The organism is Peptoniphilus indolicus ATCC 29427 (assembly GCF_000227315.1).
In the GTDB taxonomy this organism is placed as follows: Bacteria; Bacillota; Clostridia; order Tissierellales; family Peptoniphilaceae; genus Peptoniphilus; species Peptoniphilus indolicus.
Window position 1 is genome coordinate 1279872 of sequence record NZ_JH165061.1, and the last position, 12923, is coordinate 1292794.

The 12923-nt window shown below is 31.0% G+C and carries 14 protein-coding genes and 2 pseudogenes; all 16 read left to right on the forward strand.

The window, feature by feature from the left end; translation table 11 throughout:
* Positions 1–258: pseudogene (locus tag HMPREF9129_RS05730) on the forward strand (primosomal protein N'); the annotation flags it as partial.
* 4 nt (positions 259–262) lie between these two features.
* On the forward strand, positions 263–748 hold the full coding sequence (gene def, locus HMPREF9129_RS05735) for a peptide deformylase (RefSeq protein WP_004821342.1): 486 nt from the start codon (positions 263–265) through the stop codon (positions 746–748).
* Positions 749–758: 10 nt separating this feature from the next.
* On the forward strand, positions 759–1667 hold the full coding sequence (gene fmt, locus HMPREF9129_RS05740; protein WP_245946121.1) for a methionyl-tRNA formyltransferase: 909 nt from the start codon (positions 759–761) through the stop codon (positions 1665–1667).
* Between the two features lie 4 nt (positions 1668–1671).
* Complete coding sequence (locus HMPREF9129_RS05745; RefSeq protein ID WP_004821345.1) at positions 1672–2337, forward strand: zinc metallopeptidase; 666 nt, start codon at positions 1672–1674, stop codon at positions 2335–2337.
* A 4-nt stretch (positions 2338–2341) separates the two neighbouring features.
* Positions 2342–2569: a hypothetical protein gene (locus tag HMPREF9129_RS12345; RefSeq protein WP_004821347.1), complete on the forward strand. Its 228-nt coding sequence runs from the start codon at positions 2342–2344 to the stop codon at positions 2567–2569.
* Positions 2570–2577: 8 nt separating this feature from the next.
* Complete coding sequence (gene rsmB, locus HMPREF9129_RS05750) at positions 2578–3660, forward strand: 16S rRNA (cytosine(967)-C(5))-methyltransferase RsmB (RefSeq protein WP_004821349.1); 1083 nt, start codon at positions 2578–2580, stop codon at positions 3658–3660.
* Positions 3650–4681, forward strand: a complete 1032-nt coding sequence (rlmN, locus tag HMPREF9129_RS05755; RefSeq protein ID WP_004821352.1) for a dual-specificity RNA methyltransferase RlmN — start codon at positions 3650–3652, stop codon at positions 4679–4681. Before rsmB ends, rlmN begins: the two co-directional genes overlap by 11 nt.
* Positions 4665–5375 carry a Stp1/IreP family PP2C-type Ser/Thr phosphatase gene (locus HMPREF9129_RS05760; protein WP_004821353.1) on the forward strand — a complete coding sequence of 237 codons (711 nt, stop codon included), beginning with the start codon at positions 4665–4667 and terminating at the stop codon, positions 5373–5375. The genes rlmN and HMPREF9129_RS05760 overlap by 17 nt, the downstream gene beginning before the upstream one ends.
* Before the next feature lie 8 nt (positions 5376–5383).
* On the forward strand, positions 5384–7375 hold the full coding sequence (gene pknB, locus HMPREF9129_RS05765) for a Stk1 family PASTA domain-containing Ser/Thr kinase (RefSeq protein ID WP_004821355.1): 1992 nt from the start codon (positions 5384–5386) through the stop codon (positions 7373–7375).
* 52 nt (positions 7376–7427) lie between these two features.
* A pseudogene (gene rsgA / locus HMPREF9129_RS12350) lies at positions 7428–8238 on the forward strand (ribosome small subunit-dependent GTPase A).
* Positions 8235–8882, forward strand: coding sequence for a ribulose-phosphate 3-epimerase (rpe, locus tag HMPREF9129_RS05780; RefSeq protein ID WP_004821361.1), 648 nt, complete (start codon positions 8235–8237; stop codon positions 8880–8882). Before rsgA ends, rpe begins: the two are co-directional and overlap by 4 nt.
* A complete protein-coding gene (locus HMPREF9129_RS05785) occupies positions 8879–9508 on the forward strand; it encodes a thiamine diphosphokinase (protein WP_004821365.1) in 630 nt (209 codons plus the stop codon). Before rpe ends, HMPREF9129_RS05785 begins: the two co-directional genes overlap by 4 nt.
* A 53-nt stretch (positions 9509–9561) precedes the next feature.
* A complete protein-coding gene (locus HMPREF9129_RS05790) occupies positions 9562–10113 on the forward strand; it encodes a DUF5317 domain-containing protein (protein ID WP_004821370.1) in 552 nt (183 codons plus the stop codon).
* Entirely contained in the window at positions 10114–10944 is an 831-nt protein-coding gene (cdaA, locus tag HMPREF9129_RS05795; RefSeq protein ID WP_004821371.1) for a diadenylate cyclase CdaA, read from the forward strand.
* A 107-nt stretch (positions 10945–11051) separates the two neighbouring features.
* Entirely contained in the window at positions 11052–12146 is a 1095-nt protein-coding gene (locus HMPREF9129_RS05800) for a CdaR family protein (protein ID WP_004821373.1), read from the forward strand.
* Between the two features lie 11 nt (positions 12147–12157).
* Entirely contained in the window at positions 12158–12841 is a 684-nt protein-coding gene (locus tag HMPREF9129_RS05805) for a response regulator transcription factor (RefSeq protein WP_004821375.1), read from the forward strand.
* Positions 12842–12923: the final 82 nt, after the last annotated feature.

Consider the following 12923-nt stretch of genomic DNA (forward strand, 5'->3'; position numbering starts at 1 on the left):
GAAGTGAATCCAAGTTTAGAAAAATTTGCTCATGAAATTTTAATGGATATAGGAAGTAAAATAGTCGGTTATGAAGTACAATATAGTAGAGTAATATCAATGCCTAAAATTAAAAATGTACACAAGGTTAAATTTACTTTAAAAGTGGAACCTGAAAGCGTAGATGAGTTATCTAAACAGATAAAAAGGGTATTAGATGAACATAAAAATGAAAGTGAACGTTTAAATATATATATAGATGTAGAATTTAAGAGGTGATTTAATGGCGATTAGAAATGTTAGAATAGATGGAGATCCGATTTTGAGAAAAAAATCAAAGGAAGTTAGTGAAATAACACCAAAAGTTAAAGAATTGATAAGCGATATGTATGATACAATGTATCGCGAAAATGGTGTGGGGATAGCAGCTGTTCAAGTTGGAATTTTAAAGAGAATAGTAGTTATAGATGATAGGGAAGAAAATAGGTTAACTTTAATAAATCCAGTTATAAAAAATTCTAAAGGAGAGCAAGTTGGGATGGAAGGTTGTTTATCAATTCCAAAAAAACAAGGGAAAGTTAAGAGATATAGCGAACTTGAACTTGAGTATATGGATGAAGATGGCAATAAAAATGAAATTATAGCAAGTGAATTTTTAGCTACAGTGATACAACACGAGCTAGACCATTTAGATGGAATTTTATATTCTGACAGAGCAGAAGAGATGTTTGATTTAGATGATTTAGAAGATATAAGTGAGGAAGAGTAATTTGAAGATAGTGTTTATGGGTACACCTGAATTCTCTGTGATGCCTCTTGAGGCGATTAATAAACACCATGATGTGAAGTTAGTTGTAACTCAAGAAGATAGAAAAAAAGGAAGAGGAAAAAAACTATTACCACCCGAAGTTAAGATAAGTGCAGAAAATTTAGGACTAAAAGTTTATCAACCTGAAGATATAAACAGTGAAGAAGCTATTGAAGTGTTGAGAAGTGTAGAGGCTGATGTGTTTGTAGTAGTTGCGTATGGACAAATTCTTAGAAAAGAAATACTTGAAATGCCAAAGTATGGTTGCATAAATATACACGCTTCGTTACTTCCAAGATTCAGAGGGGCAGCACCTATAAATAGAGCTATAATTGATGGCGATATTGAAACAGGTATATCAATTATGAAAATGAACAAGGGTCTTGATACAGGTGATGTTGCATTATCAGAATCTATGTCTATAGAAAATTTGAATTCAGAAGAATTGAGTGCGGAACTTTCTAAGTTGGGTTCAAAACTAATTTTAAAATTTTTATTAGACTTGGAGAATGGAAATATAAATTACACTCCTCAAGACGAGTCAATTTCAACTTACGCAGAAAAGATAACAAAAGAAACAGCTAATATAGACTTCAACACAATGAATACTTTTCAAATTGAAAGATTAGTTAGAGGTATGGTAGATAGAGGCGGAGCTTTTACTACATACAAAGGAGAAAGATTAAAAATATTTAAAGTGGAAAAGGCAGAAAATGTATATGGTAAAATAGCAGGAGAATTATTAGATGATTTAAAGGTTAAGACTATTGATGGAGTAATACGGATAACAGAACTTCAGATGCCAAATAAAAAGAGAATGGATTCAAAGAGTTTTATGTTGGGAAATAGTCTTGAAAAAGGGATTGTATTAGGAGGTTGATTTTTTGTACGGATATAATTATTTAGTTTATATAATGCCGGCGATACTGCTTACGTTGTTTGCTCAATACAAAGTTAAAAAAGCATACTCTGAATATTCCAAAATTGATTCAGGAACGGGAATGACAGGAGCGGAAGTTGCCAAGAGTATATTACAAAGTCATGGATTATACGACGTTAGAATAAATAGAGTATCTGGGAATTTAACGGATCATTATAATCCACAGACAAGAGAATTAAATCTATCTGATGGAGTATATTCAAAAAAAAGTATAGCATCTCTTGGAATTGCAGCACATGAAGTAGGTCATGCCATACAACATCAAGAAGGATATTCTCCTTTAAAACTTAGAAGTGTTTTAATTCCAATGGCTAATATAGGCTCAAATTTTGGTATATATATGGTAATCATGGGAATGATTTTTTCAAGAGTTTTAGTTAATGTTGGAATAGTATTTTTTGCTGCGTCAGTTGCATTCACTATAATTACACTACCTGTTGAATTTGATGCTTCAAGAAGAGCACAAATAGAATTAGAAAATTATATGAGTCAAGAGGCTCTTGCCGGTTCGAGAAAAGTTTTAAGTGCAGCTGCACTTACTTATGTAGCTTCAACAGTTATGGCAGTTCTTCAACTGTTGAGATTGTTGAGTATTTCGAGGGATAGATAGAATAATGAAAGATATTAGAAGAAAGGCGCTCTCTATAATTGACAATGTCCTTTATAAAGGGGCCTTTTTAAATGAAGAACTTTTAATAGCATATAATTTTAGAGATGATATTAGAGATTACAATTTATTAACTCAAATAACAACAGGGGTAGTTAAAAATAGATTGTTGTTAGAATATGTAATAAGGAAAAATTCAAAGATTAGAATAAAAAAATACATAAGACTATTTTAAATATTCTTATGATAGGAATTTATCAAATTTTATTTTTAGACAAAGTACCGAATTATTCAGTGGTTGATGAATCTGTAAAACTTGCCAAAATATATGGCAATAAAGGCTCTATAGGATTTACAAATGCGATACTTAGAAACATATCAAACTCAAAAGAAAAGATAATACAGTCTGCATTTTATACTGAGGAAATTGAAAATGTGGCGGAGAAGTTTTCTATACTCTACTCACATCCGATAGAGTATGTTCAAAGTTTATTAAAAGAATATGATGAAATTTTTGTGAAATCTCTTTTAATGGCTAATAATGAAAAGCCACCTTTTACAATAAGGGTAAATACTAATCTAATAGACAGAGAATCGTTGAAAAAAGATTTGGAAAATCAAGGATATATAGTAGACAAGACAAAGATGTCAGAATATGGACTTTCAATTGAAAATCCAAGCGGTATCATAGATACAAAAAATTTCAAACAAGGACAATTTTATGTTCAGGATGAAGCATCAATTTTAGCTGTTGAGCTATCAGATTATAAGGCGGAAGATATTTTAGATTTGTGCTCAGCACCGGGTGGGAAATCTATAAATGCAAAACTTTTGAATCCAAATGCTACTATAGTTTCTTGTGATATATCAGACAAGAAAGTATCTCTTGTAGGCGAAAATTTTATAAGATTAAACCTTAGAACGAATGGAATAATAAAAAATGACGCTACAATATATAATAAGAATTTAGAAAACAAATTTGATTTAGTTATTGTAGATGCTCCTTGCTCAGGCTTGGGGTTGATAAGAAGAAAACCTGAAATAAAATGGAATAGAAGTTTAGAAAATATTAAAGGTTTATCAAAGATTCAAAGTGATATACTAAAAAATGCAGCAAGATATGTTAAAATTAAAGGTATGATAATATATTCAACTTGTACTATCACAAGTGAAGAGAATGAAGATGTTATCTTGGAATTTTTAAAAGAAAATCCAAACTTTGAAGTACTTAAGACAATGGATAGAGAAACTTTAAAATTGTATCCTAATGTTCAAGGAACAGATGGTTTCGCTATCACTAGATTGGTAAAGATAAATGAAAATTAATAATATGACACTAAAAGAGCTTGAGGATTGGATAGTTGAGAAAAAATATCCAAAGTTTCGAGCAAAACAACTATACACTTTTTTTAATAAAAACAAGAGAATAGACATTGAAAATTCAAATCTACCCAAAGATATTATATCGGAAATTGGAAGTTTAGATATTGCAGAAATAGAATGTGAATTTTCTTCTAAACTAGATGATACTAAAAAATATTTATTTAAGCTGAGTGATGGAAATTTAGTAGAAGGAGTTTTGATGAAGTATAAGCATGGCTATTCACAATGTATATCCACTCAAGTTGGGTGTAGAATGGGTTGCGTATTTTGCGCTTCAACAAAGGCAGGACTCATAAGAAATTTAACTCCGGCAGAGATGTTAAGACAAGTATATAGCGTTGAAAATAAATTGGGAATAAGAGTTTCCAATATAATTTTGATGGGAAGCGGAGAACCTTTGGATAATTATGAAAATACATTAAAATTTTTAAAAATTCTTCATTCAGAAGAAGGACACAACATGAGTTATAGAAATATGACTATTTCAACTTGTGGCATAGTGGATAGAATATATGATTTAGCAAAGGAAAACTTACCGATTACATTGGCTATATCTTTACACAGTCCAAATGATGACACGAGGTCTAAAGTGCTTCCGGTAAATAGAAAGTATAATTTAAAAAGCCTAATTGAGGCTTGTAAGTATTATTCAGATGAAAATAATAGTAGAATAACTTTTGAATACACACTTATTAGTGGAGAAAATTCGTCTATATCAGATGCTTACGAACTATTTAATTTATTAAAGGGATTTAAATATCATATAAATTTAATTCCTTTGAATTCAATAGAAGAGTATCATAAAGGTAGACCGTCAGCTGAAGAAATAGATATGTTTAAGTACAAACTCATATCTTATGGAGCAGAAGTAACTGTAAGAAGAGAACTTGGTAGAGATATAAGTGCATCATGCGGACAACTGAGAAGGAAGTATGAAGGTGGTATTAATGAAGTTTGTTCATAGAACTCATAAGGGGAACATTAGAGAAATAAACGAAGATTTTTATTATGTTCCATATGAGAATGGAAATTTATTTATTTTGGCAGACGGAATGGGAGGTCATTTAGCCGGAGAAACGGCATCTAGGATGGCTGTTGAAACGGTTGTTGAAGAGTTAAGTGGTGAATTTAAAACTTCCGATGAGCTCGTCACCAAAATAAAAGAAGCAGTTAAAATTGCTAATGAAGTTGTTTACAAAAAATCCTTAGAAGATTTAAATTTAAGAGGAATGGGAACAACTATTAGCATAGGGTATATATATCAAGGTAAATTTTACTATACAAATGTCGGAGATAGCAGAATTTATAAAATAGCCGAAGAAATTGAACAAGTAACCAAAGATGATTCCTTTGTAAATTACTTAGTAGAAATAGGAGAAATAACAGAGGAAGAAGCAAAACAACACCCTAAGAAAAATGTTATAACAAGGGCGATTGGAACTGCTGAAGATTTGAATGCTGAAGTTAAGAATTTTGATTTAGCAACTGGAGAAATACTTATGTGTTCAGATGGTTTGTCTAATATGGTTTCAAATGAAGAAATATTAGAAGTTTTAAAGAATTCTGAGATGAAAAATTGGGGAGATAATCTCTTAAGTAAAGCTCTTGATGCAGGCGGAATGGATAATATTACATTTATTATTATAGAAATTGAGTAGGTGTTTAAATGATAGGGAAAATACTTGGCAATAGATATGAAATATTGGAGAAAATTGGCACAGGTGGTATGGGAGATGTCTATAAAGCTCATTGCCACAAGCTAGATAGAATAGTAGCGATAAAAGTGCTAAAAGCTCAATATAATGACGATAACAATTTTATAAGAAAATTTAAAAGAGAATCTTTAGCTGCTGCTAGTATTTCTCATCCTAATATAGTTAGTATTTATGACGTTGGAACTGAAGAAGTTGATAGCGAAAAAGTGCACTATATAGTGATGGAATTTATAGATGGAAAAACTTTAAAAGAGTTAATAGCTGATGATGGTAAAATTCCTGAAAAAAGAGCTTTAAATTATTTAGCTCAAATTACAGAAGCACTTAAAGTAGCTCATAATAAAGGAATAGTTCACAGAGATATAAAAAGTCAAAATATAATGGTGACAAAAGACCACAGGGTAAAAGTTACAGATTTTGGAATTGCAAGAGTTGCTGATAATGCTACTGTAACAGCAACCAATGCAATAATGGGTTCTGTACACTATTTTTCACCGGAACAAGCAAGGGGCTCAAAAGTAGATAACAGATCAGATATTTACTCTCTAGGAATTGTAATGTTTGAAATGCTAACCGGAAGAGTTCCTTTTGATGCGGATAATCCTGTATCAGTTGCTCTTATGCAAGTTCAGGGGAATATGCCGATACCTTCTACTGTGGTTCCTGAAATTTCTAAAGAAACTGATTCAATAGTTTTAAAAATGACACAAAAATACCCAGATGATAGATATTCAGATGTTTCGGAATTGATGAATGATATAAAAAATATTCAACTTGGAAAAACTAATCCTAATATGTATACAAGTACAGCAAGAACAGAAAGAACTTCTAATTTATATTCAAACAATGGCAGAGAGCCATCAAAGAAAGCTTTACGCAGGCCTGAAAATTATAACCGTGAGGCAAAGAGAATAGAGCCCAGAGAACCAAAAAAGAAAGAAAAATCTTCGCTACCTGTTATATTAGGTATTATATGTGCAGTTTTACTCGTATTTTTAATAATATTTGTTGGACCAAATGCATTTAAATCTTCACAAAAAGCAGATTTAATAACAGTACCCGAACTTATCGGTAAGAATGATAAAATAGCACAAGAAGAGTTGGAAACATTGGGGTTTATAGTTGATATAGAGGCTGTAGAAGACCAGGGTGAAAATTCAAATGTAAAAGATAGAGAAGTATTAGACCAGGATCCAAAGGCAGGAGAACAGATAAAAAAGGGAAGCAAAGTCACTATTAAAGTAAATGTAAAACCTCAAGAAGTCTCGGCTCCTGGACTTGTAGGGAAGACATTGGATCAAGCAAAAATATTATTAGACCAAGCGGGACTTTTAGTGGGAGATATTACGAATTTACCATCGACAGAAGTCGAAGAAGGTCAAATATTTAAACAAGAACCTGCTAGTGGAGAAAATGTCCCGGCTGGTTCAAAGATAAAGCTTTATATTTCATCGGGCAAAGATAAGGAACTTGTAAATATTCCCAAGGTCTCCGGCTTAAGTGCTGAAGATGCTGAGTTTACATTGAGAAGTTTGGGATTTGAAGTTAAGATAGAAGAAGTTAATTCATCAAGCGTAGAGTTTGGAGAAGTGTCAGATTATAATCCAAAGGGAGAAGCAAATAAAGGTACAACTATAGAATTATTTGTAAGTAAAGGACAAGATGAAAGTTCTAATGAAAATATAGATAGTGAAAGTTCAAGTAAACAAACTAGAGAAGAACATACTACAGGGCCTTCTGAAATAAATGTAGATATACCTGATGATGGTGAAACTCATAGTTTAACAATAACAAGATATACTAAAAATGGAAAGCAATATGTACTTGCCGATTTTAAAAATTTAAAGGAAGATTTTGTACAAAACATTGAGTATGCTAAAAAGGGAGATAGATTTGAAATTGTTCTTGACGGGAAAGTTATTAAAAACACTGTTTTTGAATAGGTGAAATATGAAGGGTAAAATTGTAAAACTTACGGGCGGATTTTACTATGTAATGAGTGATGAAGTTGTTTATGAAACTAGAGCTAGAGGACTTTTTAGGAATGAAGATAAAAAACCATTAGTTGGGGATATAGTTGAATTTAAAATGGAAAATAATCTAGGATATATTGAAAAGATATATCCTAGAAAAAACATATTAAAGAGGCCAAAAGTTGCAAACGTGGATCAGGTTTTAGTGCTTATACCTACAAAGGAACCAGTATATAACTTAAATTTAGTAGATAAAATAATTGCTTCTTATGAAGAAGAAGTTGAAGTTTTAGTAGCAATCAATAAATATGACTTAGATAAATCAGAGGGGGAGTACCTTTTTGAAATATACAGAAAAGCCGGGTTCAAAACTTTCTTGATATCTTATAAATATACTTTTACAATTGATTTATTAAGAGAATATTTAAAAGGAAAGACAACAGCTTTATCAGGTGTATCTGCTGCTGGAAAATCTACTGTAATAAGTCATATATTAAAAAAAAGAAGTACAAGTAGGAAGTGTTTCAGAAAAAACTAAGAGGGGGACTCACACTACGAGACACGTTGAAATAATATCAGGAGATGAAGATACATATGTATTTGATACTCCTGGATTTTCAAGTTTTGAATTAGATGTAAAAGCTGATGACTTGAAAGAACATTTTAGAGAGTTTGAAAAAAATAGAAGACATTGCAAATTTCAAGATTGTTGTCATATAAATGAACCTGGATGTAAAATAAAAAAATTAGTTGAAGAAGGAGAAATACCTGAATCTAGGTATAACAGTTATTTACAAATATACAATGAACTTAAAGAAAGGGAGCGCTCATGATTTCACCATCAATACTAGCATGTGATTTTACCAAAATAAGAGAACAATTTGAAATAATGAATAAATCTAAAGTAGATTATGTACATCTTGATGTAATGGATGGTATGTATGTGCCAAACATTTCATTTGGATCGGATATAATATCTCAGCTTAGAAATATTACAGATATACCTTTTGATGTGCACTTGATGATAGAACAGCCTGAAAGATATATAGATGATTTTGTGAAGGCTGGGGCAGATATAATCACAATTCATCCAAGTACTACAAAACATTTAAATAGAACCTTAAATTTGGTAAAAGAAAAAGGCGTAAAAGTAGGAATGGCTATAAATCCGGCAGAAGATTTAAGTATACTTGACTATACAATTAAAGATTTAGATTTAGTTTTAATTATGAGCGTGAATCCAGGCTTTGGTGGACAAAAATTTATAGAACAAGTTTATAAAAAGATAGCATCTGTTAGAAAAATAATAGACAGAGAAAATCCTGAGTGTATACTTGAAGTAGATGGCGGAGTTAAATTAGAGAATGCTCTTAAAGTTTATGAAAGTGGAGCAGATTTATTGGTAGCCGGTTCAGCAATCTTTGGTTCAGAAGACCCAATGAAGGCAATAGAATCATTCAAGGAAATAGAAAAGTGAGAGGAATAGTTGTATCCGCCGGAAATAAAGTATCTGAAGAGATATTAAAAAAATATTTGAATGATTCATATATAGTATGTTGTGATGGTGGAATTAAAAATTTTTACGAATTAAATGTTTTACCAAATTTAATAGTTGGAGATTTTGACTCCATAGATGAAACAGGACGAAAATTTATTGAAGATAATAATATAGAAAAGAACGTGTACAACACAGTTAAAAATTTTACAGACACAGAAGCTGCAATTGAGATATTACTTGAAAGAGAATTTGAAGAGATAGTGATATTCGGAGCTACTGGCACAAGATTAGACCATACGTTGGCAAATATATTTTTGCTGCAAAAGTTGTTTGGCAAATCAAAAGCTATAATGGTAGACAACAACAATATAATAGAATATGTTGAAAAGGGTGAATATTTTTTTGAAAAAGACGAACATATTTATATAAGTGTTGTAGCCATTAGTGAGGAAATGATTTATTCTACATATGGAATGGAATATGAAGCTGATGAATTAAAAATTTTGACAAGTGAAATTAGAGGTGTCAGTAACGAATTAAAAGGTGACACAGGCAAAATAATAGTACACGAAGGAAGAGGATTTATCATCAGGTCAATTGATTGATAAATCCTTTTTTGATAAGAGATAGCTAATTATGATATTATAGGAGAATAAAGATGATTATTTTAGCACTTATTTTTGGAATAATAATTGCAAAAATATTTGGAAAAACTGAATTGAGCATTATAAATATAAAATATTTGTGGATTTTGATTATAGGAGTTCTAATAGATGTTATGCTCACAGTTTTTACTATATATGATTTTGGGATTTTAACTCATTTGTTTACAAATTATTACAGTTTTATTCATGTGCTATACCTTTTATTATTGGGAATAGGACTTTTATTAAATTTACAAAATAAAGGCATGAATATTATAGGAATGGGTTTTATTTTAAATTCAATTCCTATAATTCTTAATAAAAAGATGCCGGTAAAGTATGAACTTTTAAATAAAATTCCAATTGATAGAGCTAAAATAATACTGGAAGGTAAGAGCTTAAGCCATGGACTTTTTAGAAGCCCTAAAATGTATTGGCTTTCGGATATAATTTATTTACCTTTTCCGTATAAAACTATTATAAGTGTAGGAGATATACTGATAGCTGTTGGTTTGTTTTTAACAATAATAATTCAAGCGGATGTGACATTTAAACGGGAGATATAAATGAATTTACAAGAAATTTTTAATTATATACGAATAATAGATATAATAGACATTTTTATAATTGCAGTCCTAACATATAATTGTCTAAAGCTGTGGCAAGGCACACGTGCGGAACAGTTAGCAAAGGGTATTATTGTAATTTTAATTTTAACTAAGCTTAGTGAATGGGGAGAGTTTTACACTATATATTGGCTGTTGGATAAGGTTATGACTTGGGGAATAGTTGCAATTTTAGTTGTGTTCCAACCTGAACTTAGAAGGGGACTTGAATTGATAGGAAGGTCTTCAAGCTCGTTTAGAAACTCAAGAGAAGTTGTAGTAATACCTAAGACAGTTACTGAAATATGTGATGCTATAGGCTCTTTGGCACGTCAAAAAATAGGGGCACTTATAATAATTGAAAGGCAAACGGGATTAAATGAAATTGTAGAAACTGGTACTAAAGTTGACGGATTAGTATCTAGTAGTTTGATTATAAACATCTTTATCCCAAATACCCCGCTTCATGATGGAGCTGTTATAGTAAAAGGAGATAGAATTGTTGCGGCATCTTGTTTCTTGCCTTTAAGTGACTCAGACAATATATCTAAAGAGCTTGGAACAAGACATAGAGCAGGAATTGGCATAAGTGAAAAATCAGACTGTTTAAGTATAATGGTGAGTGAAGAAACCGGGTCTATATCTGTGGCTGAAAAAGGTAAGATTTCAAGGTATTTGGATTTAGAAACATTGGAAACAATTTTAAATAAGATATATAATCCATCATTAGTAAATCAAAATGCTTTATTTAAATGGAAATTTGGCGGTGAAAGAAATGCGAAAAATGAGTAAAAATACTATGTTTAAATTTATATCTATAATATTTTCACTTTTTTTTATGGTCATATGTTAGAAGTGAAGTAGATCCAGAGAGGACTGTAACTTATAAAGATATAGATGTGCGTTTTGAAAATTTAGCTGAAATAAAAGAACATAATTTAGCGATAGTCTCAAATATGAAGTTGAGAACGGATGTTTCTATTTCAGGGAAAACTTCTGAAATAAGCAGAATGAATAGAGAAAATATTTCAGCTTCAGTTAATCTTTCAGGATATTCAGAAGGTGAAAGCAGTATACCGATAAAGGTAAGTTTGGATACTAGTAGTAGTGGAATTAGAGTAGTATCTAAGGATCCGTCAAGAGTTACAGTGAAGATAGACGAAGTTATAAATGAAAAAATGGAAGCATTTATATCGGCTATTGGAGATTTAGAAGAAGGATATGTTCTTGGGAATATAAAGCCTTCGGAAAAAGTTGAAGTAAAAGGTCCTTCAAGTGTAGTTCATGGAATAGAAAAAATTGTTTCTGAAGTTGATGTTACAGGTATGTCTAATAGCGGTGTAAAAACAGGTGAAATATTAGCTTACGATAAAGATGGAGTAGAAATAGAAAATGTATCTATAACGCCAAGCTCAATAGATATTGAAGTACCAGTGCTTAAGACTATGACTGTTCCAATAAGATTAAATATTGTAGGTAAAATTCCAGAAGGTATGGACACTCAAGCATTTTCTATAGAACCAAGTTCTGTAATGATTAGGGGGAATTCAGCTGTAATAAATGGCATAACTGAACTTACTACACAACCGGTAGATGTAAAAAGATTGGTAGGTAATAGAGTTGAAGTTGGACTTGTGCTCCCTGATGGAGTTGGGCTTGTAGACAAAGATATAAAAATTGTGGCGTCTTCAGAAGATTTGACACCTAAGAAAACTAGTATTAATTTCTCTAAAGAAGATATAATATTTGAAAATTTAAAAGATAGAGAAGTAATATCAGATATAGACAGTTTGAACATTGAGTTTGTTCAAAAAAATGTTTTAGAAGATTTAAATATAAAAAAAGAAGATGTAAAAGTAATTTTAAACTTAAAGGATTTAGGAGTGGGGGTTTATGAATTAACACCTAAAATAGAATCTCCTGAACAATTTAAAGTAGAAAGAATGAATCCTAAAACCGTGAAAATTGAAATAAAAAAGAAGGGAATTTTTTAAGAAGGTATAATATGACGAAAATACTTTTAGTAGAGGATGAAGAATCCATTAGAAAATTTGTTAAAATAAACTTGGAAAGAGAGTTTTATGATGTATATGAAGCTGGAACTGGAGAAGATGGAATAAGTATAGCAAGGAAAGTAAAGCCGGAAATTGTTGTTCTGGACGTTATGCTTCCAGGAATAGACGGATTTGAAGTATGCCAAACGCTAAGAGAAGAATTTCCAGATCTTGGGATAATAATGCTAACAGCTAAAGCTGAAGATTATGATAAGATAATGGGTTTGCAGTATGGTACAGATGATTATATGACAAAGCCATTCAATCCTACAGAACTGACACTTAGAATAAAATCTTTAGAGAGAAGACTTGAAATAGAAGATACAGAAAAAAGTATGATGATTGATGGCCCATTCAAACTTGATACTTATTCAAGAAGATTTTATAAAGATAATATTGAATTGATTTTAACTCCAACAGAGTATCAAATAATGAAAATATTTATGGGAAACCCGGGTAAAGCTTTAAAGAGAGATGAAATTTTGAAAATGGTTTGGGGAGAGGAATTTATCGGAGATTCTAAAATTGTCGATGTAAATATTAGAAGGTTACGTTCCAAAATTGAAAAAAATGCTGCCAAACCTGTGTATATAGAAACAGTTTGGGGAATAGGGTATAGATGGTCAGGGGTGTAAGTTGAAGTATTCAATAGGGAAAAAACTTGTAAGAAATTTCCTGTTTATTATTATACTAACAATAGCTATAATAAGCTTATTT

Bases quoted from the DNA above. Each gene is read 5' to 3' on its own strand.
- def (WP_004821342.1), top strand. From the start codon at position 263: ATGGCGATTAGAAATGTTAGAATAGATGGAGATCCGATTTTGAGAAAA.
- HMPREF9129_RS12345 (WP_004821347.1), top strand. From the start codon at position 2,342: ATGAAAGATATTAGAAGAAAGGCGCTCTCTATAATTGACAATGTCCTT.
- rsmB (WP_004821349.1), top strand. From the start codon at position 2,578: ATGATAGGAATTTATCAAATTTTATTTTTAGACAAAGTACCGAATTAT.
- rlmN (WP_004821352.1), top strand. From the start codon at position 3,650: ATGAAAATTAATAATATGACACTAAAAGAGCTTGAGGATTGGATAGTT.
- HMPREF9129_RS05760 (WP_004821353.1), top strand. From the start codon at position 4,665: ATGAAGTTTGTTCATAGAACTCATAAGGGGAACATTAGAGAAATAAAC.
- pknB (WP_004821355.1), top strand. From the start codon at position 5,384: ATGATAGGGAAAATACTTGGCAATAGATATGAAATATTGGAGAAAATT.
- rpe (WP_004821361.1), top strand. From the start codon at position 8,235: ATGATTTCACCATCAATACTAGCATGTGATTTTACCAAAATAAGAGAA.
- HMPREF9129_RS05790 (WP_004821370.1), top strand. From the start codon at position 9,562: ATGATTATTTTAGCACTTATTTTTGGAATAATAATTGCAAAAATATTT.
- cdaA (WP_004821371.1), top strand. From the start codon at position 10,114: ATGAATTTACAAGAAATTTTTAATTATATACGAATAATAGATATAATA.
- HMPREF9129_RS05805 (WP_004821375.1), top strand. From the start codon at position 12,158: ATGACGAAAATACTTTTAGTAGAGGATGAAGAATCCATTAGAAAATTT.